The following is a 25,049-nucleotide window of genomic DNA, read 5'->3' on the forward strand; positions in this document are numbered from 1 at the left end:
TTATTTTGTAAAATCTCTAAGCATTTTAATTTCATCAGCCCAGATAGTCTCATCAATAGTCTCTAAAATTAATGGAATCTCGTCAATTCTATTGTCTTTCATAATACATCTAAATGCTTGTTCTCCAATTAGTCCAACTCCAAGGCTATCGTGACGATCTTTGCGAGAACCAAGGGCGCCTTTGCTATCGTTGATATGCATTCCGCTTAAGTATTTAAATCCTACTATTTTATCAAATTCAGCCATAGTTTTAGTATAACTTTGCTCATCTTTGATATCATATCCGCTAGCAAATAAATGACATGTATCAATGCATACACCCACACGACTAGGATCTTTACTCATAGCAATTAATGCAGCTAGGTGTTCAAATTTATAGCCTAGATTACTGCCTTGACCGGCCGTGTTCTCAATAACTAATTTTATATTGCTAGAACGCTCTAGCAAGGAGTTCATCTCTTTAGCAATTAATTCTAGACACTCATCTTCGCTTATTTGTTTTAAATGTGAACCTGGATGAAAATTAATAAGCTCAATCCCAAGAGATTCGCAACGCTCTATCTCGTCTAAAAATGAGTAAAAACTCTTAGCCCTTGCACTCTCATCTGGATGGCCTAAATTTACTAAATAGCTATTATGTGCTAGTATGCAAGACGGCTTAATATTTGCACTGACTAAATTGGCTTTAAACTGACTTATATCACTTTGAGTAAGTGGTTTAGCGCTCCATTGTCTTTGATTTTTAACAAATAGAGCAAAAGCGTCCGCACCGATATTTGCAGCATTTTTTGGAGCATTTGCTACTCCGCCACTTGCACTTACATGCGCTCCTATTCTTTTCATTGCAACTCTCTTATTATAATTTTTATATTATTTTTACTATCTATAAATTTAGCTGTTTTATTGCAAACCTCATATCTAAAACTACTAAAATCTTGTGTAAATCCACAATCAGTTTGAATCAAATTTGCTGAGTCATATATTGCTCTTTGGGTTATAATATCATCTAAAATCTCATTATAATGGGGCGAATTTAGATATTTGATGTTAAAACTTTTGCGAGACATACAAGCTGAGTTTATGCAGATATTTTGAGCTAATTTTAGGTTTAGGGTTAGTGTGCCGCTATTGTAGATTTGAACTTGTGTACCATTTGTATAGCTGTGAATAAACCCTGTATCGCTAATGCGAATTTGTGGCGTAATAAAACTAAATAAAACCCCACTAGAACGCTTTGGCTGAGTAGTGCCACAGCCAAAAATTAACGCAGATAATAGTGTTAAAGTAGTAAATTTAGACCCAAATTTATAGATATTCAAACTATGCCTTTTTTAAATTTGACAAATTATACAGTTTTTTTGTAAATCGCTATGATTTTTAAGCGATATTTAAGCATTACTCTTGTATAATTCCACTCGCACAACCGCAGTGGCCCCTTCGTCTAGCGGTTAGGACATCGCCCTTTCACGGCGGTAACACGAGTTCGAGTCTCGTAGGGGTCACCACTTTATTCTAAAAATCCCACATTTTATCGTTCTTTTATAATATTTTCTCAAAAGTATAATTTTTGTTAAATTTAAATTTATCTTCTATTTATTCTTTAAATTCAGCGAAATTTTTGTAAAATAAAGCCTAAAAATGACGATATTAAAGTTAAATTCAAAAGGACACATATGCAAAATGGTGAAAAAAAAGATGTTAATGACTTAAAAAATGACATCTCAAAAAAAGATGAGCGAGATCTAACTGAAGATGAGAGAAAGTTTAAAGAGCTTGATTCTAAGATAGCTCAAAAAATTAAAAATGATGAAGAGATAACTACACTTGATAAAAACATAACTGCGATGATGCCTTATGCTATCGATACTTCGCTTGCGCTATTTGGTTTAGAGGAGAATAAAAAATTTGGCGTTTATATGGGCAAAGACCCGCTAGATCTAAATATCATAAATCTTGAAACCAAAGAGTATTTATACGAAAGCCCAGCTAAAGATGTTGAGAAAAAGATTATAGAATTCGAAGAAGAGTACGCTAGACATAGGGCGCTTTTTATCTATGGAATTGGCAATGGTGTGTTTTTGAAATCAATCTTAGCAAACCCAACGCATAAAAAGATATTTGTTTTTGAACCTGAGATTGAGATTTTATATGCTGCGCTTAGTTTGATTGACTTTTCTAGGGATATTTTTACTGATAGATTATTTATTTTAGATTCGCATAAGGTTACATTTTTACAATTTTATATAATTTGTAGGATGCCTGATGTATTTCATAGTTTTAGATTATATAATCTACATATTATCGATGATTATTATAATAATGAAAAATATCAAGAAAATATTATGGAATTAAATAAAACTATGCAAAAAGCAATTATCCAGACGCTTTATGAGCGTGGAAATGACTCTAGGGATTGCTTGCTAGGAATGATTCAAACAACACAACATCTTCCAGATGTATTTGGCGCAATTCCTCTAAGAGATATTATAAATAAAAGAAAAAATAAGATTAACTCAGCAGTAGTAGTATCTACTGGTCCATCGCTTCACAAGCAGCTTCCAATACTAAAAAAACTCGCTCCATATACTGTCATAGTAGCTGTTGATGCAAGTTATCCTATCTTAAAAGAGCATGGGATTAAGCCTGATTATGTAACATCCATAGAGAGAATTCCGCCTACTCCGGATTTTTTTAAGCCTGCTAGAACTGAATTTGATGATGGAATAATCTTTGTTGTGGCTTCTCTTACGCATCATGAGTCAGTTGAGAATTTGCATGATAAAGATGTTTGTTATGCTTTAAGGCCGCTAAATTATGAGATGAGCTTTAAAGATTTTAAATTTGGTTATATCGGCGGTGGACAGAGCGCTGCTCATATGGCGTGGAATGTAGCCCAAGCTTTAGGCTGTAAAGACGTAATGTTAATAGGCCAAGACTTAGCTTATGGTGAAGATGGTACTAGCCACTCTAAGGGGCATATATTTAAAGAGACTGAAATTCCCGTTGAAGAGATACCTATAATGACGCAAAAATACGGCGGTAAAGGTGAAATTCAAACTACATTTATATGGAATTTATTTAGACAATATTTCGAGCATAATATCGCAATGATGCAAAGAAGTAATCCAGATTATAAGCTTTATAACTGCACCGAAGGTGGAGCAAGAATAGAAGGAACTACTGAGATTCCATTTAAAGAGATGGCTGATAAGATTATCGCTGAGGGTAAAAAGAAAAATTTCAAACCAATCTTGCCAATAAGTAAAGAAAAGCAAGAAGAGCATCTAAAAAAAGCAATCAAAAATATAACTAAAATTTTCAAAACTGGTCATAAAATTCAAAAAAAATGTGAACGATTATATCTAAAAATCGCTAAAGAGATTGAAAAATCCAAAAAATTAAAAGAGCAAGATAAAGCAGATAAAATCAACTATGATAAGCTACAAAAACTCTCATTTGAGATTGATAGCCTAAAAGAATATGTCTTCAAAGATAAAGTCTTTATGTCTTCATTTTATGGAATTTGCGGAGCGATGCTAAATAGCCAAGAGCTTGAGATTGCTGTTATCTCCGCTCGTAGAGCTGATACTGATGAAGAAAAAAATGATAAGTTATTTGAGTGGGTTTCGTGTCAGAGTTATTGGATATTTAGCTTAGCTGGTAGTATAGATGCGACTTTGGGTAAATTAGCTGACGCCGCTAGTGGATTTATGGATAGCCATAAGCTCTTAGAACAATGATAAATAACGATATTAAATCAACATATGATGAGCATACATATGACTCATACTCATACGCTCAAACTTGTATAGATTATCTTTGTGCGGTGGCTAGATTTCATGGCCTAGATGCTGTTAATCCGCATAATTCCAAGGTTCTTGAAATTGGTTGTGCGATGGGTGGCAATATAATAGGCCAAGCTATCAATCATCCAAATTCAACTTTCATAGGAATTGATCTAAGTAGCGAGCAGATAGCTATAGGCAAGAGAGCAATCGAGGGAATCGGCTGTAAAAATATAAAGCTTATTGAGATGGATATTTGCAATCTCATAAGCGAATTTGGTGGTAAAATAGAGTTTGATTATATTATTTGCCATGGTATTTATAGCTGGGTGCCTGATTTTGTAAGAAGTGCTATTTTACAAAGTTGTCAAAAGCTATTAAGCCCAAATGGCGTGGCATTTATCAGTTATAACTGCTATCCTGGGTGGAAATATGTAGAGCCTTTGCGTGATTTTATGCGTTTTTGTGCTGTAAAAAGTAGTGGAAATGTCACTGATTTGGAGCCCGGATTAAATGCGATTAAATTTCAAAAGGCTTTTTACGCTAAATACTCTCCAAATGAGACTAGCGCTACACATATTAAAAATTTAAATTCTGAGTATATTAAACATATTCAAAACTACCCAAAAAGTTATGTGGCACATGAATATATGGAGATTTGTAATCAGCCATTTTATTTTTTAGATTTTGTAGCTGATGCTGGTGATAATGGGCTTTGTTATGTTGCTGATGCCACATATCATTTTGATCCATCATTTTTGCCTGATGGTGCGATAAGTGAGTATTTTAAGCTATCATTTGATGATTATATCTCAGCTAATCAAGCTTATGATTTTTTATACTCTATTAGATTTAGAAGCTCTATTCTAACCAAATCGCAAAATCAAAACAAGCTAGCTATAAAAGATGAAGATAAGGCTAAATTCTTACATAATCTACACTTTAAGCTAATAAAGCCGACCCCGCAGCTTCTAAACTCAGCCAAAGATACATATATCGAACCACTTGCAAAGGCATTAAATGATGCATTTCCATCAACTTTAAGTTTTGATGAAGTTCGTGCAGTTTATCCAAAAGATGATATAGTATTTAGATACTATGATATTAGAACGCTTACAAACAATGCTATTACCATTACTTGTAAACCGCTTCAAAAGCTATTATATATCCCAGGTAAGACTAGACTAAAAAGGGAATATATACCATATCTAAGATATTTCTTAGAAAATGAAGGTTCGCCAATTGGTGTAGCAACTCCATCTAATGATAAATTAAATGCTGATAAACACACGCTAGAGCTTATATTGATGTTTGATGGAAATCATAGTATAAAAGATATCCAAAACCATATAAAAGCCAAATTCGAAAAAGATAAATTAACCCCAGCAATCCAAAAAGATGGCGAAAATATCCCGCTAAAAAGCCCAAAAGAGCAAAACGAATATTTCAAAAACGCAGTTGAAACTATCAAGCTCTCACTTATCAATACCCTAATGTTAGAAGAGTATTAAACTCTTCTACAAAGCATTAGCGATCAGCTCAATTGGATTGGAGCATTTAGTATCGCTACCATAGATATGTAAGGCGTTGTTTAGCTGCATTTTACAAGCGCTACACTCACTTCCTACGCATTTAGCGTCCATGGCGTCTATCTGTGCGGCTCTGCTTTGACCGGCTTGGCGGCTTAGGTGGTATTTTTCACTTTGCATTGTTACCCCACCAAATCCACAACAACTATGATTATCGCTCATATCATTTAAGATATAAGCGTGTTTTAAAAGCTCTCTTGGCTCTTTCCAAACTCCTTGCATCTTTCTAGCGTGGCAAGGGTCATGATATGTGATTTTAGATAGTTTTTTATCTCTATTTCGCTCTTTTAAAATTTGAGCTAGATTTGTAAATTTAGCCAAATATTCAGTAGCTAAATATATTTTTTTGCTGATATTTATAGCTCTTTGTTTCCACTGCAAATCATTGTGAAAATAGTGCTCATAATCTACCTTTATCATCGCCGAACAAGTCGCTTCTGGTATTATAATAGCTTCGATTTTACCGCTATTTAATAAGGATTCAAAATACTCAATATTCTTTTTAGCTAGATAATCTACGGTATTAAAATCCCCAGTAAAATACGCTGGAGCCGAGCAGCAGCCTTGAGATTTCATCAAATGAGCGTTGATTTTAAGCTCTTTTAATATCTTAAGTAACCCCTCGCCAATAGCGGTATAAGCATAATTTCCCATACAGCCGATAAATATCCCGATAGTTTTATCTCCGCCATTATCTATAAATTCAGTGTGAGAGTTTAAAAAGCTTTTTTTAGAAGCAGTTGGCAAAAGACGCTCTTTTTTTAACATTGGCAGACTAAATCTTGGGCTCATATTGTCATCTTTAATTTTAAATCCACAGCTTTGAAACACATATCCAAATTTCGCAGCGATATCCATAATCTTTCTATTTCTAAGTAGATAAAAAAATAGCCTTTTATACCACGAAATTCCAAATTTAGCCGCTATATCGGCTCTAGCATTTTCTATCATAGTATCAGTTGGCAAGGATACTGGGCAGTCTTGGACGCAATTTGTACATAAAAAACAGCTCTCAAAAACATCTTTTAAATTCTTATCAAGCTCGATTTCACCTCTATTATAAGCCCCTAAAAGATCCAAAAATCCCCTTGGGCTCTTGACCTCATCGTGACTGATTTTGTATATTGTGCAATTTGGCTTACATTTTCCACACTTCACACACGCATCGCTAATCGCACTAAAATTATAGTTACTCATTTATCCTCTTTGTTTCATCAAACTTGCTCTAATAGCCTCTATAAAGGCAGTTCTAACACCGGCTTTTTCTAGCTCGCATACACCCTCGATAGTCGTTCCAGCAGGAGAGCAAATACTATCTTTTATTAGTGTTGGATGAGTATCTTTAATCAACCCAGCAAAGCTATCAAATAGCCCACTTGTCATAGCTTGAGCCTCGTCCAATCTAAGACCAGATCTTACAGCAGCAGTATTGATAGCTTCAGCTACTAATGCTAGATATGCTGGAGCGCATCCGCTGATTATGCTAGCAGCATCAAAAGTGGATTTAGAATCAAATTTAACCGCTTTTCCAAAGCCATTTAGGATCTTTTCTACTAGATTGGTATCACCAATTGCTATATATGGATTTATGCTTTTTTGGTATTTTGCGGCGATATTTGGCAAACAAATAGCGTGATTTATGGCGTTTATAGCTTGAATTTGCTCTAAGCTTGTGAGAGCTAGCACGCTAATTATCAAATTTGCTCTACCTTTTGCGAGATTTACAAACCACTCAAGGGCATTTGGCTTGATAGCTAATATAATGTTTTTATCACTTATATCGTAGTTTTGATCTATTATCTCTACTTCAAATTCACCTTTTAAAGCCTCTAATCTATCACTCAATCGCCCCGCAAAGCTCACTTCAAAACCAGATAATTTCAGCCCATTAGCCATAGCTAATCCCATATTTCCAGCGCCAATTATAGTAATTTTCATCTTACTTCCTGTCTTAAAATAGATACGCTACTTGGTAATTTAGAGCCATTTTTGATAGCGTTTGTTATGCTTGATAGATCAAATTTAGTATGATCAAAGGCGACCACATAGCAGATATCTCCAGGTTTTAGATATCTATTTTTGCCCGCCTCTTCATATCTTGTAGCGCCGATTGTGATTATCATCTCATTTGGGTAGTTTGCATTTTTTAAGATATCTGATAAATTCTCTAATACAGCATAATTTTCTTGTGTGTTTAATCTATCTTTGATCCACTCTAATAACTTTTCATAAAAATATGAGTATCCGCTCAATTTAGCGCACTCGCCATATCTAATTAGCTCATTTTGGCTTTGTAAAAATGATATTAAGCTATAATTATCACAGATCCCACCAAGGCTAAATTTGTCTATATCAATTTCATTTCCGATTCCTTTTGAGCCGTTGCTGAAGTTTTTCTTTTGTGATATTTTTGTAGCGGTTTTGTCATTTCTAACTGAAGCGTCATTAAAAGCAGCAAATTTAAGTGGCTTAATGCTTTTAACCTTATTATTTTCATATTCTAATTCGCATCTTAGGGCGATCTCAGGCTCCATTTGGATATTTAAATTTTTATCATTAGGTAGATATAAATAGCCATTATCTATACAATTCCTACCCAAAAAACTATCACTACCTTTGATATAAAATGGAAATATCCCTTTTGGGGCGTATTCATCATCGGTTTTAACCAAGGCGAAATCATCAGCTTCGCCGGCTTGTTCAAGATGTAAGGCAAAATTTCCAGCTATCCCAAATCCTAAAATCTCACTCATAAAATCTCCTTTAAACTGTCTTTGAAAAGCTATTATTAACGCCTTTAAATTTAGCCATATACTCATCAAAGCACATAGCGATATTACGGATTAATAGCATTCCGGTTTGGTTTATCTCAATTTTTTGGCTATCGATACTCATAAATTGCTTTAACTCGCCTAGCTCATCTAATTCATCTTTAAAATGGTTAAAGAAATCAATCCCAAATTTACTCTCCACAGACCCAATATCAAGAGCGAAATTCGCCATCAGCTCCATAATCACAAATTTTCTAAGCTTATCTTCTTCATTTAGCATTATGCCTTTGAAATTTGGCAATTTACCAGCATCAATAGCAGCTTCATAGCCGCTCATATCTTTGTAGTTTTGAGCGTAATAGTCATCGCCCTCGCCGATACTAGTTAGCCCTATACCAATGAGTTGCGCTCCGCCTTTTGTAGTGTATCCTTGAAAATTCCTATGAAGTGTGCCATTTTTTAAAGCACCAAATAGCTCATCACTAGGCTTAGCGTAGTGATCCATACCTATCATTTTGTATCCATTGGATGTGAGAAATTCCATAGTGTATTTTAAAATTTCAAGCTTAGTTTTTGGGCTTGGTAGCGTGGCTTCGTCGAATTTTCTCATACTTTTTTTGATCCATGGGACATGAGCGTAGTTAAAGATAGCAAATCTATCAGGATTTAGACTAACTCCTAGCTCTAAAGTGCGTTTAAAACTCTCTAAACTCTGATAAGGCAAACCATATATAAGATCGGTATTTACACTTAACATTCCATATTTTCTAGCCAAATTTACAGCATTTTGAGTTATGCTAAATGGCTGAATTCTATGGATCTCTTTTTGAACCTTTTCGTCAAAATCTTGTACCCCAAAGCTAACTCTATTAAACCCATGCTTTCTAAGGACTTCTAGCTGATCTTCATTGATAAATCTTGGGTCTATTTCACAGCTTATTTCAGCATCATTTGTGAAATTTTTAAAATGTTTTTTAATAGCTTTTATAATCCTATCAAGCTCACTAGCGCTATAAAATGTAGGCGTCCCACCACCAAAGTGCATCTGTATCACTGCTCTATTGGTATCTACTATACTAGCTAAAATTTCAAGCTCACGCTCCAAATAATCCAAGTAGCGACTCATCTTATCGCTTTTGCTAGTATATATCACATTACAACCACAAAAATAGCACGCCGAGCGACAAAATGGTAGATGAAAGTATAGCGAAAGTGGCTTATCACACTCTTTTAATCTCTTGATATACTCATCATAGCTAAACTCATCGCTAAATTCCAAAGCCGTAGGATAGCTAGTATATCTTGGCCCTGGCTTAGAATACTTCACAAATGCTTCAAAATCTACCATAATCACTCCTTATTAACAAGTGAGCGCATATCCAAAAATAAATTTGGGTGCTCTTTTTTGATTTTAGCTATAACTCTATCTAAATTCGGCTCTTTTTTGTAGTTTGCTTTTTTAATCTCTTCTATCGCCACAGTCCAAACATCACCAAAATCAATTGGCAAATTTTGTAAAATAGATCTCTCAAGCTTTAGCTCGAAATTCTCTTTTTGTGCGTTTTTTAGTGCGTTTATCACCGCTTCAAATAGTTCAGCAGGCACTAGGGCGCAAGGCTTATCGCCATACATACCAAACCATGGAGTATTTAAATTCGCTTTGCCTTTGTAGCTAAGCTTCATTTCGTTATTATCCAGATCTTCTAGCTCAAAGGTTGTGCGACGCCTTTTGCTAATGCCTAGAGTTTGACTAATATTTTCTAAATGATTATTCATATCTAATCCTATCGCACCAGACCATTACGCCTTTTTGTGCGTGAAGTCTATTGTGAGCTTCTCTAAATATCTCATCAGCGTGAGCCTCAAATACTTCTTCGCTGACCTCATATCCTCTATAAGCAGGCAAGCAGTGTAAAAACACAGCCCCATCTTTGGCTAGGCTCATCATACTTTTATCTACGCAAAATCCAGCGAAATCGGCGATTTTTTTCGCTTTTTCATCCTCTTGACCCATAGAGACCCAAGTATCAGTAGTAACGACATCTACGCCACTTATAGCCTCTTTTGGGTCATTGCTTATTTGGATTATAGCGCCACTTGATTTGGCATTTTCTAAGGCTATGCTTTTTACCCATTGTGGGACTTCATAGCCTTTTGGTGTAGCGATTCTAAGCTCAAAACCAAGCTTAGAAGCAGCCATAAGCCATGAATTTGTCATGTTATTGCCATCACCTATATATGCGACTTTCATATTTTGGATATCTAGACCAAGCTCATCTAAGGTTAGCAAATCAGCCATCAATTGAACAGGATGAAAATCATCGCTAAGTCCATTTATCACGGGCACACCGCTAAATTTAGCAAGCTCAACCAAATCGCTTTGTTTATAAACCCTAGCCATAATCATATCTACCATTCCTCCAAGCACTCTAGCGGTATCTTTGATAGGCTCACCACGGCCAAGTTGTATATCACGACTACTTAAAAACAGCGCTTTTCCGCCGAGTTGTTGTATCCCAACTTCAAAGCTCACCCTAGTCCTTGTCGAGCTTTTTTCAAAAATCATAGCTAAAAATTGATCTTTTAAATATGGTTTATACTCTTTATTTAAGGTCTCTTTTTTGATATCTTTGGCAATGTTTAAGATATCTAAAATCTCATCCTTGCTTATATCATTTAGAGTCAAAAAGTGTCTCATATCTATCCCTTGTTTGAATTTAATATCTTAGCAACTTCTTTGGCGTGATAGCTGATGATTAGATCTGCTCCAGCTCTTTTGAATGCTATCATAGTCTCCATCATCACACGATCATAGTCTATAACACCCGCCTTAGCACCAGCTTTTAAAAGTGCGTATTCTCCACTCACATTATATACACAAAGTGGTAAATTCGTTCGCTCTTTTATATCTCTTATGATATCTAAATACGCCAAAGCCGGTTTAACCATCAAAATATCAGCGCCTTGAGCCTCATCTTCTAAGCTCTCATTAATAGCTTCAAGTCTATTAGCGGGATTCATTTGATAGCTTTTCCTATCACCAAAGCTTGGGGTGCTTTGCGCTAAATCACGAAACGGCCCATAATATGCTGAAGCGAATTTGGTAGAATAGGACATAATAGGTAAATTCATATATCCATTTTCATCTAATGCCTTACGCAAAGTATAAATTATCCCATCCATCATTCCACTAGGTGCTATCATATCAGCGCCAGCTTTGGCGTGGATGAGAGCTTGTTTGGCCGATATTTCAAGGGTAGCGTCATTATCTACGCTGCCGCATTTATGATCCAAAATCCCGCAATGTCCGTGATCTGTGTATTCGCAAAAGCACAAATCAGTAATAACTATAAGATCTTTGAATTTCTCTTTAATAGCCCTAACGGATCTAGCAATTATCCCATTTTCATCCAAAGCATCGCTACCTATGCTATCTTTTAAGCTTGGAATTCCAAATAAAATTATAGATTTTATCCCTAAATTTATGATCTCATCGCACTCTTTTAAAATCTCATCTAAACTCATCTGAAATACGCCAGGCATCGAGCTTATCTCATTTTTAATCCCCTTGCCCTCAACTACAAAAAGCGGATATATAAAATCACTAATAGATAATCTATTTTCTGTTAGCATATCACGCAAAGGCTCATTTAATCTTAATCTTCTATATCTTTTAAACATTATTAATTCTCCCGAAAATTTAGTGATTATAGCAGAATTTAAGTTAATTAAAGATAATTGATTTTGTTTAAATTTAATCGCAAATGATACAATAGAACAAAAACAGAAGGAAAAAAGTGAATATAGAGATATCTAAAATAGCAAATTTACCAACTAAATTTGGCAATTTCAAAATCAAAGCATATAAAGAAAATCACAAAGAACATATGGCAATATTTAGCCAAAATTTAGGCGAGATAATAAACCTTAGAATTCACTCCGAGTGCCTAACGGGTGATACTTTAGGGAGTAAAAAGTGCGATTGTGGCGAGCAGCTAGAAGCGGCTTTGAAATATATCGCAGATAATGGCGGGATGGTTATTTACTTGCGTCAAGAAGGTAGAAATATCGGATTATTAAACAAAGTCAATGCCTACGCCTTACAAGACACCGGCCTTGATACTATAGAGGCAAATCATCAGCTAGGATTTAAGGCTGATGAGAGGACATATGAGATGGTTGATTTTATCTTAAATGATTTTGGGATTAAGGGGGTGAATTTACTAACAAATAATCCGTTAAAGCTCACAAGCATAAAAACCAAAATCATAAGCCGAATTCCAATCCAAATAGCGCCAAATAAGTATAATAAAGATTATCTAAATATCAAAAAAGAGCAGATGGGACATATGCTATGAGTGATGAATTTTGGCAAACCGTAGCCAAATTTGATGAAATTTTAAAGAAGTTTAATAAAATTCACAATCTAACAAATTATAAAGATATCAAGCCAGTAGCCCTTGATAGCATAGAACCGATTAAATTTCTAGGCTTTGAGCCTAATGTTTGTGTGGATGTAGGCAGTGGGGCAGGATTTCCAGCGATATTTTTGGCTATGATTTTAAGAGAGTGCGAGTTTCATCTATATGAGCCAATTGCGAAAAAATCAAGCTTTTTATCCTATGCGAGTGGGCATTTGAAACTTCAAAATATCACTATACATAGCCAAAAATTAGAAAATTCCAAAAGGATTAAAGCTGATTTAATCACATCTAGGGCATTAATGAAAACGGCTGATTTGATCGAAATTTGCCAAGGATTTTATGATGAGAATACGACATTTTTACTATACAAAGGCTCAAATGCGAAATTTGAGATTGAAGAGTTAAAATGTGATAAGCAAATTTATTGCCAAAATGAGCGAAATTATGTAGTATTAAAGGGGTTAAAATGATAGCTAAAATCATAATATTTGTTTTGATTATAGGGGTAATTTACTATTTTATAATTCCTAAATTTAGGAGTAAAAAGCCTAGTGATAGTGGTGAAAGCTTTGTCGAGTGCAGCAAGTGTAATACATTTATAGAGCTTAAAGATAGCGTATTAAAAGATGGAAAATATATCTGTAAGGAGTGTCTAAAATGATTATAATTGGTAGTGATTTAATAGCTTATGAGCCAGTGTTTTTATCTAAATTTGAGCCAAAAAATTTAAACTCAAAGTGTAATTTTATTGTAGTTTCTAATATTAAAGAGGCGTTAATTGCTAATGCTAATGGAGTTAAATTTATCGTATGCGATACTATAAAGCTAGCTAAAAAACTACAAAAATTAGCCAATAATTATCTATTTGATAGCAAAATTGCCTTAATAATTAATAGCGATAATGAGCTAGAAAAAGCAGCTAAAAAACAGATTGATGCAGTTATCTATCTTGGAGCAATAAGGGGGTAAGATGGAGATTTTTAAGACTGTATTTTTTATGGTAGCTCTTATGTTACTTTTTGTCTTTATCGGTGGTATGATAGGCGGAGTTGGCGGGATGATGATAGCATTTTGTATCGCTGTAGCTATGAATTTTTTCAGCTATTTTTATAGTGATAAGCTGATTTTAAAGCGATATAACGCCCAAGAGCTTAATAGCTCACATCCATTATATCATATGACTAAAAAGCTCTGTTTTAAAGCTGGATTAGAACTACCAAAGCTATATATAATTAGCGACTCTGTCCCTAATGCATTTGCTACTGGTAGAAATCCAGCCAATGCCGCTGTGGCTCTAACTACTGGATTGCTCGATACACTAAATGATGATGAGATAGCAGCAGTTATCGCTCACGAGCTAGGCCACATAAGGCACTATGATATCTTAACAGGCTCTATCGCAGCTATCTTTGCTGGGGCGATTGCTATTTTGGCGAATTTCGCTCAATTTGGTGCTATGCTAGGAAGCAATCAAAATCGCCAAAACCCCATTTTGATGATTGCTCTAGCTATCATAATGCCACTAGCTGCTACCATAATCCAGATGAGTATATCACGCTCAAGAGAGTTTGAAGCAGATAGATTTTCAGCTTCGATAACTAGCGCTAATGACCTAGCAAACGCTCTATTGAAATTAGAGAGTAGCAATCAGCGTGGCGTAGTGAAAAATGCCAATGAACAAACCGCTCATATGTTTATTATAAGTCCATTTAGTGGCGGTATCGCAAGTGGGATATCTAATCTCTTTCGCACTCATCCCACAACCAAGCAAAGAGTGGAGAGACTAAGAGAGTTAAGCTATCAAAACCCAGCTAAAAGGTATTTTAATAGCTGATGGAGAATTTAGAAAAAGAGCGAAAATCTATAAGATATAAGCTTATTTGGATCTTGATTTTAGCGGCTTTTGTGGATTTTGTAATTACTTTGGTGCTTTGGTTTTTTGATCCTTTTTTGGCTTTAATCGGTGGATTTTTAGCCGGTCTTTGGATATATTTTTGGTTTAAATTTAAATTTTTTGCTGAATTTGAGCTAGGTTTAAAAGAGAGGCTAAGAGATGAGCTAATCAAAGAATTAGGCTTAAATCAGCCAAATTTATCTCGTATTAATAACCATTTTAATGGCGATGTTAGTGAGTTTGGACTATTTAGCTTAAATGGTTTTGATGCGCGTGATATCTGTGTGAAAAATAGCGATGAAATTATATTTTATGGTCTTTTAATCAGTGGCAAAATCAGCAAAAATATAGAGATTAATGAGAATTTGCTAGGATTTAAAAGCTCATATTATATCCAAGATGGTTATTTGAGTTTATATATTTACACAGACTCTGATACTATAATTGCGAATTTAAAAACACCTTTAAATATCAGCTATGAAAGCGCTAAAGAGAATATAAAAAATATTATAAAGATCATAGATCAGCTAGGTTGATCCTAGCTGATTTGAATTATAGATATCCTGCAAAAGTAGTAAAGATATAACCAAATACACAAGATACAAATACCCCAAGCAAGCCTGGAATAATGAAGCTATGGTTGATTACATATTTGCCTATTTTTGTTGTGCCTGAGCGGTCAAATTGTATCGTAGCAAGGTCGCTTGGATATGTAGGAAGGATATAATATCCATAACAAGCCGGAGCAAACGCCACGATAATAGCAGGATCAACCCCGATACCCAAAGCTAATGGCACAAACGCCGCCAAAGCCGCAGCTTGTGAATTTACAAATTTAGATATCAAAAGTAGCATAATAGCATAGGTCCATGGATATAGCTGAACTATACCACCTAATGATTCTTTAAGCATCGGAGTATGAACGCTAAACATTGTATTAGCCATCCAAGATATACCAAATACCGCTACAATAGCTATCATACCAGATCTAAAGATTGCGTTTTGAGCGATTTCGCCTGCTTTTACCTTAGTTACTATTATAAGGATTGCGCCAGTAATTAGCATAAATATTTGAATTACAGATACCATACTCATCGGTTTCATCACACCTTTGCCATTATCAAATGCAGGGCGAAGCTCAGGGAAGGCACCAAGGATAGCCACAATAGCGATCGCACCTAAGAATATCCACATAGCAACCCACTCTATCGTAGGGAGTTTGACATCTAAAAGTGTTTTAGAGTCGCCATAGACATATTTTTTAAATTCAGGGTCATTGTGAATTTTAGTTTGGAACTCTTCATCTTTATCTAGATCTTTACCTCTAAACCAGCTATAAATCCCAACGGCTAAAACACCTATCAAGGTTGATGGCACGGTGATCGCAAGTAAATTCAAATATCCATCAAAGCCCTCTAAATGCTTAACACCAGGAGCTAATAACATAGCAGTCAAAGATACCACCGCCACGCTCACAGGACTTGCGATGATACCCATTTGCGAGCTAACTGATGCTGCGGCCATAGGTCGCTCTGGGCGAATTCCATTTTTGATAGCGATATCATAGATAATTGGCATCATTGTATAAACCACATGTCCAGTCCCGCATAGAATTGTCAAAAACGCAGTTACAAATGGGGCTAGGATTGTTAAGAATTTAGGATTTCTCCTTAGGATTCTTTCAGCAATTTGAAGCATTACATCAAGACCGCCACTAGCAAGCAAGGTCGCACTAGCTACAACCACGCATAAAATAGTAAAAATAACATCAATAGCCGGTTTGCCAGGAGCCACATCAAAACCAAATGTAAGCACGAACATACCAACACCGCCAAGCAAGCCAAGAGCTATACCGCCCTTTCTAGCACCATAAAATAGACAAATCAAAACAACCAAAAGCTGAATAGCAAATTGTTTGCCATCGCTTAATTGTGTTAAAAACTCCATCTATTCTCCTTTCTTTGTAATAAATTTAAAAGCAATTTTATCTTTTAAAAAATTATATCTGACTTAAATTTTTATGCGTAAATTTAAAATTAAAAATTATTTTGTATAATCGAGCTATTTTATCTAAGGCAAATATATGTTTTCAAGCTTTTTTAAGAGTAAAAAATGGGCTTTTTGGGCTTATGGTGGGCTTTTTGTGATTATTGTATCTTTGATTTTTCAAACTAGATTAAATGTAGCAATTAATGATTGGTATAAAGATTTTTACGATATTATGCAAAATGTCAAAGATCATAGCGTGGATGAGTTTTGGGAGCAAATTTATAGATTTTTATTAATTGCGATGCCTTATGTGATTATCGCTACTATTACGACATTTTTTGCTAGCCATTGGGTTTTTAGGTGGCGAGAGGCTATGACTTTTGGCTATCTAAATAGATGGAGAGAGTGTAAGCACGATATAGAAGGCTCTAGCCAAAGGATACAAGAAGATGTTTATAGATTTGCTAAGATTACTGAAACTTTGGGCTTGCAGATATTAAAAGCTATAATGATATTAATAGCATTTATCCCAGTTTTATGGGGACTTAGCAGTGGAGTGGATCTACCATATTTAAAAGAAATTCCCGGATCCTTAGTATGGATAGCCTTAGCTGTTAGTGTAGGTGGGCTTATAATATCTTGGTTTGTAGGTATAAAGCTACCAAAGTTAGAATACAATATCCAAAAGAGCGAAGCGGCTTTTAGAAAAGAGCTAGTTTATGCTGAAGATGATAAGGTAAATTATGCGAGTTTTGAGAGTGTATTGGGGCTATTTACTGGGCTTAGATTTAACTATTATAGGCTATTTTTACACTATGGATATTTCAATGTTTGGCTTATTTCATTTTCGCAATTTATGGTTATTGTGCCATTTATAATTATGGGAAATGGGCTATTTAGCGGAGTTATAACGCTTGGAGTTTTAATCCAAGTTAGCAACGCATTTGACCAAGTTCGCAGTAGTTTTAGCGTATTTATAGATAATTGGACGACGATTACAGAGCTTAGAAGCATACATAAAAGGCTTGATGAATTTGAGAAAAATATTAAATTTGGCTAGTTTTATATAGTTTTAAATTCAAATTTGATATAATCCGAGCTTATCTTAAAGTAAAGGAAAAGCGTATGCCAAAGATGAAATCTATTCGTGGTGCAGCTAAACGCTTTAAAGTTGGCAAAAATAAGATAAAAAGAGGCTCCGCATTTAGAAGCCATATCTTAACCAAAATGTCACCTAAGCGCAAAAGAGACCTAAGACAATCTCAATATGTAGATAGCACAAATGTCTCAGCTGTGAAAAAAATGCTTTGTATATGAGTTTTTGACAATTTAAGTCATTCTAACCTCCCTTTTATGGGGCAAGTTCCAAATTTGGACGCCAATTTGTAAAGGATAAATATGGCAAGAGTTAAAACTGGTGTTGTAAGACGCCGCAGACACAAAAAAGTTCTAAAACTAGCTCGTGGTTTTTATAGTGCTAGACATAAACATTTTAGAAAAGCTAAAGAGCAGTTAGAAAGAAGTTTAGTATATGCGTATCGTGATAGACGCGCTAAAAAGCGTGATTTCCGTAGATTATGGATCATCCGCATTAATGCAGCGTGTAGATTAAACGATATTAGCTACTCAAGATTTATAAATGGTCTTAAAAAAGCAAACATCGAATTAGATAGAAAAGTTTTGGCAAACCTAGCTATGAATGATGCAGTGGCATTTGCTAGCATTGTAGCAGAGGTTAAAAAAGCTTTATAATATTTGCCTAGCTTTATGCTAGGCTTTTTAATGTATTTAGATTTAATCTCTTATTTAGACCCTAGTTGGCAAGAGCTTTTAAAAGATGAGCTAAATAGCCAAAATTTCGCTAATATAATTAAATTTTTAAACTCACAAACCGCTACGATTTATCCACCAAAAGAGCTTATTTTTAATGCATTTAATTTATGCAAACCAAGTGATTTAAAGGTTATAATTATCGGTCAAGATCCATATCATAATGCTGGTGAAGCGATGGGATTAGCTTTTAGCACTCCAAATAATATAAAAACACCGCCAAGTTTGAAAAATATATTTAAAGAGCTTTTTGATGATTTAGATTGCGATATATTTACTAGTAGAAGCAGTGATTTAACTAGTTGGGCAAATCAAGGTGTTTTGCTTTTAAACACTGCCCTAACAGTAGAACAAAATCGCCCTGCTTCACACTCTAAAATTGGCTGGCAAATCTTTACTACTGGTGTTATTCGTGTTATAAATGCTAAATTTGACCACTGCGTATTTATGCTTTGGGGTAATTACGCTAAAAATCTTGCTTCGCTTATCGATTCAAATCGTCATATGATTTTAAAAGCCGCACATCCTAGCCCGCTTGCTCGTGGTGCGTTTTTTGGCTCACGGCATTTTAGTCAGTGCAATGCTTATTTGTTATCCCATGGCAAAGCCTTAATTGACTGGCTTAGCTAAATAAAAATCTTTAGTTAAAAAGCTATTAATATGCTTTGTAGTATTGGATATTATGTCTAATTTGCATTAGTTCATTTTCATCAATTTTTTCACCCATTTCCTTTAGAGTGCTTAGCTTAAGATTTTGCAACATGTATTGTTTTAAATCTTCAATATTTAAGCTTTTTGGATTGAAATTGATGCGATTATTTTTCAAATCATCATAGGTATAAATCGGAATAATGCCTTTAATAGCAGAAAAACGATTAATATTCTCTTGGTTTTTAGCTATTAATACCACAGGAATACCCATCGCAGTGCAAGGCGCAGCACAATGCAAAGCAGATGTAACTATTAATTTTGCCTTATTTTTATAAGTTTGTAGTAGATCCTCAGTTTTTCTATATAAGTTTTTCCAATCCAAAGATCCATCTACTTCGAAAGAAGCTTCTTGTTGATTAATATGTTCGGCACTATTTTTTAATTTATCTGGTATATATGTTAGTATATCTTTAGAAATTCCTACAAAATATATAGTATCACCTGCTATATTTTCATCTCGTTTAGGTAGTGTTAGTGTCAAACAGCGTGATAAATATGAATCAAGTCCCATTGTTTGACAAAATCGTAATGTTTCAAAATCTCTACAACCTATCTGTTTATCTTTAAAAAACCAAGGATAGAAGCTTATAAATTTTTGCATAAAATTATATATTACTGGTGTAAAATGTGTTCCAACAAAGATTGGTAAAGTATTATTATTAGGAATAAAATATTTAGAATGAGAGAACCAGCCTTGCATTACAACTGGTGTAATTTTATCTTTTTGATAATAGCTAGTTAATGTATCTCTATCATGAAATAAGAAATTTATATTTGAAAAAATGCTTTTTAATGCATTTTTGGTAGCAATTGTTTGGATATAATCTCCTAAATTTGCAAAATTAAGTTTAGGCAAATGGGATTCATAGGAAAATAATAAAAAATTATTTTTATCAATTAAATTTGCTTGAAAGTTGTGGGGGGGGGTAATAAGCTCTCTAAGCGATAATATTGAGCTGTCATAATCAATTTCTTGCTTAGATATAAGAATATTTTCAATATTCTTAATTTTTTCTTTATATTTCTTATAAAACATCTTTTTACCTTTTTAGTATAATAAGCGATATTATAGCATAATAAAAATATTATTGCACAAATTCGAAATAGATTACTATGCTTATTGTGTTAATTTATAATGTAAGGGATAATCAAATTTATTTCTGATCAGGGTTTGTAGATATTTAGGCTATATGTTATAAAATTTGAATTATTTTATAATTAGTAAAAATAGTTAAAGGAAAATCTACTCCAAGTAGCTGCTTGGAGTAGATTAGGTGTTAGATTATAGCAGAAGCGATAAAGCCAAATGCCACAGAAAAAGCAATGGCTAAAATGCCAGGGATTAAGAAAGCATGGTTAAATACATATTTACCAAGTCTTGTAGAGCCTGTATCGTCCATTTGAACTGCGCCAAGAAGTGTAGGATATGTAGGCAATACAAATAGAGCCGAAACAGCAGCAAAAGACGCAACTAGCATATATGCATCGCCTGGATTAGCTGCGCTGATACCAAGGGCTGCTATAACCACTGGAGTGATAGCCTTAGCGGTTGCTGCTTGAGAGTATAGAAGCATAGCCGCAAAGAAGAATATAACAGCAAGTAGTGATGGAACAGCCTTAACCCAATCACCAGCTAGAGTTTTAATCTCTTCTGTATAGCCACCAACAAATGTATTACCAAGCCACGCCACACCAAGAACACAAACGCACGCTACCATACCTGATTTAAATACGCTTGTATCGGCTACTTTACCAACTTCAATTTTACAAAAGATTGTAATAAATGTAGCCACGCCTAGCATAAAGCTCATAATAGCAGCATCTCTAGGGACAACGACATTTTCTATAAGAACCGGTTTGCCGCCGACTTTTGAGATAGCAGTAGCATATAGAACAACTAGTAAAACACCGATTAAAAAGATAGCAACAGATAGTTTAGCGCCTGGTTTAAGCTCTTTATTTTGAACGCCAGTTGATGGTTTTACTAGACCTTGAGCTAGACGTTCTTTATATACTGGATCTTTGCTTAAATCAAGATTAGCAAATAGTGTAATAATTAAAGCTGTAAGCATACAACCAGCAAATGTAGTTACTAACCATAATCCAATTAGAGTTGGATAGCTCCAACCAAGTGGCTCTAATACGCCTGTCATATAGACGACGGCCGCACTAACAGGGCTAGCTGTGATAGCTATTTGGCTAGATACAACTGCAATTGATAGTGGAGCTGATGGTTTGATATTTTGCTCTTTAGCAACTTCAACAATAACTGGAATCATAGAAAATGCTGTATGGCCTGTACCTGCTAAAATTGTCAAAAAGTATGTAACAGTTGGAGCTAGGAAGTTGATATATTTAGGATTTGAGCGTAAAATTCTCTCAGCTATTTGGACTAAGTAGTCTAATCCGCCAGCAAGTTGCATAGCTGAAATCGCTGCGATAACTGACATAATAATTAAGATAACATCCCAAGGAATAGTTCCTGGTTTCATACCTAGACATAAACCTAGAATAACAACACCGATACCACCGGCGTAACCGATACCGATACCACCGAGGCGAATACCTACAAAGATAGCGCCTAGCAAGACAATGATTTGTAAAATCAATACAAAATCCATAGATTCTCCTTTATTTGGCTTGCTAAGAGATCAACTCTTAGCAAATTTTAACACGAAATTTAGATTATTTATTTTCACCCATATGCGGATTAAGCATATTAGCAGGTGTTAAGATTTTATCAATCTCTTCTTTGGTTAGATAGCCACGCTCTAAGCAGATATCTGCTACGCTTTTACCTGTTTGTAGGGCTTCTTTGGCTATGCTAGCTGATTTTTCGTAGCCGATATATGGGTTGAAAGCTGTAACAATACCAATAGAGTTATAGACAAAATCGCTACAAATTTTTTCATTAGCTGTGATTCCATCTATACATTTGTCAGCTAGAGTTTTCATAGCTTTTTCAAGCATGATAATTGAGTTAAATAGACTATATGCTACAACTGGTTCAAAGACATTTAATTGTAATTGACCACCTTCGCAAGCGAATGTAACAGTAACATCAGAGCCGATTACAGAGTAGCAAACTTGATTTACCACTTCAGGGATTACAGGATTTACCTTGCCTGGCATGATAGAGCTACCTGGTTGCATTTTTGGTAAATTTATCTCATTTAAGCCACATTTTGGACCTGAGCTTAGAAGTCTTAAGTCATTACAAACTTTTGATAATTTAGTAGCTACCCTTTTTAAAACACCAGAAATTTGGACATATACGCCTGTATCTTGTGTAGCTTCTATCAAGTCTTCGGCTACTTTATACTCATGGCCTGTAACTTCTCTTAATTTTTTCTCTACTACTTTTGGATAATCTGGGTGAGAGTTGATACCTGTACCGATAGCGGTACCGCCTAAATTGACTTCTAATACAAGTTTTCTAACTTCTAGAATTCTCTCAATATCTTCGCCTATCATTACGGCAAATGTTTTAAACTCACGGCCTAAAGTCATAGGCACCGCATCTTGAAGTTGAGTTCTACCCATTTTTAATACATTTTTAAATTCTTCAGCTTTTCTCTCATATGATTTTTTTAGATAACCCATAGCTGTAGCTAGGTCTGTTAAATAATCATGTAAAGCTAGATGAAGTGCAGTTGGGTATGCATCGTTTGTACTTTGGCTTAAGTTTACATGGTCATTTGGATGAAGGAATTGATATTCACCTTTTTTGTGGCCTAAATGCTCTAAAGCGATATTGGCTATAACTTCGTTTGCGTTCATGTTGGTTGAAGTACCAGCACCACCTTGGATCATATCTACTACAAATTGATCATAGTATCCACCAGCTAGAATTTTGTCGCAAGCTGCGATGATAGCACCTTCTTTTTCTTGATCCAAAAGACCTAATTCTCGGTTTGCCATTGCGGCTGCTTTTTTAACTCTTGTGATAGCGCGCACAAATCTAGGGAAGTTTTTTAATCTGTCGTGAGATATGTTGAAGTTTTCAACGGCTCTAAATGTTTGGACGCCGTAATAAACATCATCGCTAATTTCTAATTCACCGATAAAATCGTGTTCTTTTCTTGTACCCATTTTTATCTCCTTTGATAAATATTTCAATTAAGATTCTATTACCTTATTACTTAATATATTTTGAAAATTTCAAAAAAGACCTCCAAATGTCGAATTTACGGGGATTAAAATTTGGCGATTATGGATTTTTGGGCTTTTAAAAGAGTATTATTTTTTTTTAAAATATTATATTATAATTGATGTTTAATTTTATTTTAATTTGATTTATATTGAAATTTAGTCCCAAAAAATGAGAATTTGGGACTTGTTAAGTAAGATCTTGTTTAAATTTATAGCTTATTTTACTTTATTGCTTAGTAAGATTGAGATAAATTTAGTATTTGGATTTGCATCTAGAGCAATTTTTATACTCATTGTTAGTGGTACAGCTAAAAACATTCCGCCAATGCCAAAAACAAACCCCCAAAATAGTAAGCTTAAAATCACTACTAGAGTAGAAATACCAAGTCCTTTGCCAAGAAATCTAGGCTCGATAAAGTTCCCAATAGCGATATTTACAACCAAATATATTAAAGTAAGCCACAAGGTTGCGCTCAAATCATTCACAGCTAAACTAACTAAAATAGCAGGAACTGCTGCAATAATAGATCCTATTGTGGGGATATAGTTTAAAATACAAGCCAAAATCGCCCAAAGAGAGGCGTGTGGTACATCAAAAAATATTAAAAATCCCCACACAATCACTCCTGTAGCAATTGATGAAACGGTTTTAATAGCTAGGTAATGTTTTAAATTTGATATAAATGTACTAGCAATATCTAAAGCTATAGGATTTTTGGAGGCAAAGTACTCGACCTTGTCTTTAAAAATCTGCGCTTCAAATAAAATAAATGCTAAAAGCAAAAATACTAAAAAAGATTGCGTAACTATCCCACCTGTTTGAACTAATAAATTTGAAGTAGTTGCTAAGAGCTTGTCTATATTTATAAAGCTTAATATATTATTACTTATATCGATATTTGCGTTAGTTTTTAAATATATTACTAGATTATCCATAAATATATCAATTTTAGCTTTATAAAGCGGCAAATCAGCACTAAAACCTAATAAAGCCGTAGCAATAACATTACCTAAAACCCAAAGTCCACTACCGCAAATACCAATTAAAATGATAAATGCAAAAAAGCGATTAATATGCACTTTACTCATCAATTCAAGAGCCGGAAAAGCAATAATTGCTATAAAAACTGCGAGCAAAAATGGCACTACAATCGAACTAGCTAGGCTTAGCCCGCCAATAATAATTACAAAACTAGCAATTGCTACTAGATTATATCTCAAATTTATTCCTTATAATATCGATGTTTATGCTAAAATTCCAGCATTTTGAAGTTTTTGACTTCGTTTAAGAGCATAAATTCGCTCATTGTTAATTAAATCATACTTCCAAATTGGTGCATTTGCCTTAAAATCTTCAACAAATTCATTTATTAGTTTAAGTGCTACTTTTCTTTGTGGGCTACAAACTCCAGCTATAAAGCTGCTTTCATGCACTGCTACATCTCCCCTGCTATGCGCCATTAAGATTATAGCATTTTGTGATTTTGCTCTTTCTTGCCACTTATTAAACCACGCTTTTAAAATCGGTTCATATAGATCAAAACTAAGCCCACTTATACCGCCCTCATCTCTTACCACGCCTACAAAACTCATAATAGCTCCATAATTTTTAAGCTTATTATCGCTATACCATCGGCTAGTTATTTCATTTGCGTCTAGATTGCCATCATAAATTTCCATCTTAACCTCCACAAACTGGTGGTAAAATACAGATTCTATCACCATCATTTAGCTTAGTATTTATATCACTTGCAATTTCATCATTGATTGCTACAGCGCATAATTCTAGCCATTTTGATGCTTGTTCATTTTGGGCTAAAATTTCCTTAAGCTCTTTTAAGTTTGCAACTTCAAGCTCCATTGCATCAAGTCCAATTGGTCCTAAAAACTCCACTTTTATCATA

At 34.6% G+C, this 25,049-nt stretch carries 28 protein-coding genes and 1 tRNA gene; 13 read left to right on the forward strand and 16 right to left on the reverse strand.

The genetic code is table 11. The features are described from left to right. Both nfo and CIGN_RS00125 read right to left on the reverse strand, forming a co-directional pair. Nucleotides 1-843 carry a deoxyribonuclease IV gene (nfo, locus tag CIGN_RS00120; RefSeq protein WP_086301892.1) on the reverse strand — a complete coding sequence of 281 codons (843 nt, stop codon included), beginning with the start codon at nucleotides 841-843 and terminating at the stop codon, nucleotides 1-3. Continuing rightward, nucleotides 840-1,319 (reverse strand): hypothetical protein, encoded by a 480-nt coding sequence (locus CIGN_RS00125; protein WP_086268590.1) that lies wholly within the window; start codon nucleotides 1,317-1,319, stop codon nucleotides 840-842. The genes nfo and CIGN_RS00125 overlap by 4 nt, the downstream gene beginning before the upstream one ends. A 111-nt stretch (nucleotides 1,320-1,430) precedes the next feature. On the opposite strand from CIGN_RS00125, the gene CIGN_RS00130 reads away from it, so the two are divergent. The 3 genes from CIGN_RS00130 to CIGN_RS00140 all read left to right on the forward strand — a co-directional run bounded on the left by CIGN_RS00130 (nucleotide 1,431) and on the right by CIGN_RS00140 (nucleotide 5,296). Further along, nucleotides 1,431-1,505: transfer RNA gene (locus CIGN_RS00130), tRNA-Glu, on the forward strand. Nucleotides 1,506-1,673: 168 nt separating this feature from the next. Then, entirely contained in the window at nucleotides 1,674-3,740 is a 2,067-nt protein-coding gene (locus CIGN_RS00135; RefSeq protein WP_086301893.1) for a motility associated factor glycosyltransferase family protein, read from the forward strand. Continuing rightward, nucleotides 3,737-5,296: a class I SAM-dependent methyltransferase gene (locus tag CIGN_RS00140; RefSeq protein WP_086301894.1), complete on the forward strand. Its 1,560-nt coding sequence runs from the start codon at nucleotides 3,737-3,739 to the stop codon at nucleotides 5,294-5,296. The genes CIGN_RS00135 and CIGN_RS00140 overlap by 4 nt, the downstream gene beginning before the upstream one ends. Before the next feature lie 6 nt (nucleotides 5,297-5,302). Here CIGN_RS00140 and CIGN_RS00145 read toward each other — a convergent pair whose 3' ends face one another. Genes CIGN_RS00145 through hemB form a run of 7 tightly spaced genes read right to left on the reverse strand, consistent with a single transcriptional unit; the run spans nucleotide 5,303 to nucleotide 11,826 of the window. Further along, nucleotides 5,303-6,571 (reverse strand): (Fe-S)-binding protein, encoded by a 1,269-nt coding sequence (locus CIGN_RS00145; protein WP_086301895.1) that lies wholly within the window; start codon nucleotides 6,569-6,571, stop codon nucleotides 5,303-5,305. Beyond that, on the reverse strand, nucleotides 6,572-7,312 hold the full coding sequence (locus CIGN_RS00150; RefSeq protein WP_086301896.1) for a pyrroline-5-carboxylate reductase dimerization domain-containing protein: 741 nt from the start codon (nucleotides 7,310-7,312) through the stop codon (nucleotides 6,572-6,574). It lies immediately after the preceding gene. Further along, nucleotides 7,309-8,127 (reverse strand): DUF5718 family protein, encoded by an 819-nt coding sequence (locus CIGN_RS00155; RefSeq protein ID WP_086301897.1) that lies wholly within the window; start codon nucleotides 8,125-8,127, stop codon nucleotides 7,309-7,311. Before CIGN_RS00155 ends, CIGN_RS00150 begins: the two co-directional genes overlap by 4 nt. Before the next feature lie 10 nt (nucleotides 8,128-8,137). Continuing rightward, nucleotides 8,138-9,493: an oxygen-independent coproporphyrinogen III oxidase gene (gene hemN, locus CIGN_RS00160; protein ID WP_086296229.1), complete on the reverse strand. Its 1,356-nt coding sequence runs from the start codon at nucleotides 9,491-9,493 to the stop codon at nucleotides 8,138-8,140. Nucleotides 9,494-9,495: 2 nt separating this feature from the next. Continuing rightward, complete coding sequence (locus CIGN_RS00165) at nucleotides 9,496-9,921, reverse strand: DUF2603 domain-containing protein (RefSeq protein ID WP_086301898.1); 426 nt, start codon at nucleotides 9,919-9,921, stop codon at nucleotides 9,496-9,498. Then, on the reverse strand, nucleotides 9,914-10,843 hold the full coding sequence (gene argF / locus CIGN_RS00170) for an ornithine carbamoyltransferase (RefSeq protein ID WP_086301899.1): 930 nt from the start codon (nucleotides 10,841-10,843) through the stop codon (nucleotides 9,914-9,916). Before argF ends, CIGN_RS00165 begins: the two co-directional genes overlap by 8 nt. Nucleotides 10,844-10,845: 2 nt before the next feature. Continuing rightward, a complete protein-coding gene (gene hemB, locus CIGN_RS00175) occupies nucleotides 10,846-11,826 on the reverse strand; it encodes a porphobilinogen synthase (protein WP_086301900.1) in 981 nt (326 codons plus the stop codon). Nucleotides 11,827-11,942: 116 nt separating this feature from the next. On the opposite strand from hemB, the gene ribA reads away from it, so the two are divergent. The 6 genes from ribA to CIGN_RS00205 all read left to right on the forward strand — a co-directional run bounded on the left by ribA (nucleotide 11,943) and on the right by CIGN_RS00205 (nucleotide 14,999). Continuing rightward, on the forward strand, nucleotides 11,943-12,503 hold the full coding sequence (ribA, locus tag CIGN_RS00180) for a GTP cyclohydrolase II (RefSeq protein ID WP_086301901.1): 561 nt from the start codon (nucleotides 11,943-11,945) through the stop codon (nucleotides 12,501-12,503). Then, nucleotides 12,500-13,039, forward strand: a complete 540-nt coding sequence (gene rsmG / locus CIGN_RS00185; protein ID WP_086301902.1) for a 16S rRNA (guanine(527)-N(7))-methyltransferase RsmG — start codon at nucleotides 12,500-12,502, stop codon at nucleotides 13,037-13,039. Before ribA ends, rsmG begins: the two co-directional genes overlap by 4 nt. Next, nucleotides 13,036-13,230 carry a hypothetical protein gene (locus CIGN_RS00190; RefSeq protein ID WP_086289567.1) on the forward strand — a complete coding sequence of 65 codons (195 nt, stop codon included), beginning with the start codon at nucleotides 13,036-13,038 and terminating at the stop codon, nucleotides 13,228-13,230. Before rsmG ends, CIGN_RS00190 begins: the two co-directional genes overlap by 4 nt. Then, nucleotides 13,227-13,538 (forward strand): hypothetical protein, encoded by a 312-nt coding sequence (locus CIGN_RS00195; RefSeq protein ID WP_086225210.1) that lies wholly within the window; start codon nucleotides 13,227-13,229, stop codon nucleotides 13,536-13,538. Before CIGN_RS00190 ends, CIGN_RS00195 begins: the two co-directional genes overlap by 4 nt. Before the next feature lies 1 nt (nucleotide 13,539). Further along, on the forward strand, nucleotides 13,540-14,403 hold the full coding sequence (gene htpX, locus CIGN_RS00200; RefSeq protein ID WP_086301903.1) for a zinc metalloprotease HtpX: 864 nt from the start codon (nucleotides 13,540-13,542) through the stop codon (nucleotides 14,401-14,403). 71 nt (nucleotides 14,404-14,474) lie between these two features. Next, a complete protein-coding gene (locus CIGN_RS00205) occupies nucleotides 14,475-14,999 on the forward strand; it encodes a hypothetical protein (protein WP_187692241.1) in 525 nt (174 codons plus the stop codon). 16 nt (nucleotides 15,000-15,015) lie between these two features. On the opposite strand, the gene CIGN_RS00210 is transcribed toward CIGN_RS00205, so the two are convergent. After that, on the reverse strand, nucleotides 15,016-16,410 hold the full coding sequence (locus CIGN_RS00210) for an anaerobic C4-dicarboxylate transporter (protein WP_086225963.1): 1,395 nt from the start codon (nucleotides 16,408-16,410) through the stop codon (nucleotides 15,016-15,018). 136 nt (nucleotides 16,411-16,546) lie between these two features. On the opposite strand from CIGN_RS00210, the gene CIGN_RS00215 reads away from it, so the two are divergent. From CIGN_RS00215 to ung, 4 genes are all read left to right on the forward strand, one after another. After that, nucleotides 16,547-17,512, forward strand: a complete 966-nt coding sequence (locus CIGN_RS00215; protein ID WP_086290874.1) for a putative transporter — start codon at nucleotides 16,547-16,549, stop codon at nucleotides 17,510-17,512. Nucleotides 17,513-17,577: 65 nt separating this feature from the next. After that, nucleotides 17,578-17,769, forward strand: a complete 192-nt coding sequence (gene rpmI / locus CIGN_RS00220; protein ID WP_086301905.1) for a 50S ribosomal protein L35 — start codon at nucleotides 17,578-17,580, stop codon at nucleotides 17,767-17,769. Between the two features lie 81 nt (nucleotides 17,770-17,850). Continuing rightward, a complete protein-coding gene (rplT, locus tag CIGN_RS00225; protein ID WP_086301906.1) occupies nucleotides 17,851-18,204 on the forward strand; it encodes a 50S ribosomal protein L20 in 354 nt (117 codons plus the stop codon). Nucleotides 18,205-18,234: 30 nt separating this feature from the next. Further along, the gene (ung, locus tag CIGN_RS00230; protein ID WP_086301907.1) at nucleotides 18,235-18,912 is read left to right on the forward strand and encodes a uracil-DNA glycosylase; all 678 of its coding nucleotides are present in this window, start codon (nucleotides 18,235-18,237) and stop codon (nucleotides 18,910-18,912) included. A 25-nt stretch (nucleotides 18,913-18,937) separates the two neighbouring features. On the opposite strand, the gene CIGN_RS00235 is transcribed toward ung, so the two are convergent. From CIGN_RS00235 to CIGN_RS00260, 6 genes are all read right to left on the reverse strand, one after another. Beyond that, nucleotides 18,938-20,029, reverse strand: coding sequence for a polysaccharide pyruvyl transferase family protein (locus CIGN_RS00235; RefSeq protein ID WP_086301908.1), 1,092 nt, complete (start codon nucleotides 20,027-20,029; stop codon nucleotides 18,938-18,940). 241 nt (nucleotides 20,030-20,270) lie between these two features. After that, nucleotides 20,271-21,614: an anaerobic C4-dicarboxylate transporter gene (locus CIGN_RS00240; protein WP_086225201.1), complete on the reverse strand. Its 1,344-nt coding sequence runs from the start codon at nucleotides 21,612-21,614 to the stop codon at nucleotides 20,271-20,273. Between the two features lie 64 nt (nucleotides 21,615-21,678). Next, the gene (gene aspA, locus CIGN_RS00245) at nucleotides 21,679-23,085 is read right to left on the reverse strand and encodes an aspartate ammonia-lyase (protein ID WP_086232593.1); all 1,407 of its coding nucleotides are present in this window, start codon (nucleotides 23,083-23,085) and stop codon (nucleotides 21,679-21,681) included. A gap of 276 nt (nucleotides 23,086-23,361) precedes the next feature. Then, on the reverse strand, nucleotides 23,362-24,366 hold the full coding sequence (locus CIGN_RS00250) for an AI-2E family transporter (RefSeq protein WP_236844757.1): 1,005 nt from the start codon (nucleotides 24,364-24,366) through the stop codon (nucleotides 23,362-23,364). Between the two features lie 24 nt (nucleotides 24,367-24,390). Further along, a complete protein-coding gene (locus CIGN_RS00255; RefSeq protein ID WP_086225198.1) occupies nucleotides 24,391-24,825 on the reverse strand; it encodes a molybdopterin synthase catalytic subunit in 435 nt (144 codons plus the stop codon). A gap of 1 nt (nucleotide 24,826) precedes the next feature. Continuing rightward, complete coding sequence (locus tag CIGN_RS00260; protein WP_086229665.1) at nucleotides 24,827-25,048, reverse strand: MoaD/ThiS family protein; 222 nt, start codon at nucleotides 25,046-25,048, stop codon at nucleotides 24,827-24,829. Nucleotide 25,049 lies beyond the last annotated feature (1 nt).

The organism is Campylobacter devanensis, from assembly GCF_002139915.1.
In the GTDB taxonomy this organism is placed as follows: domain Bacteria; phylum Campylobacterota; class Campylobacteria; order Campylobacterales; family Campylobacteraceae; genus Campylobacter; species Campylobacter devanensis.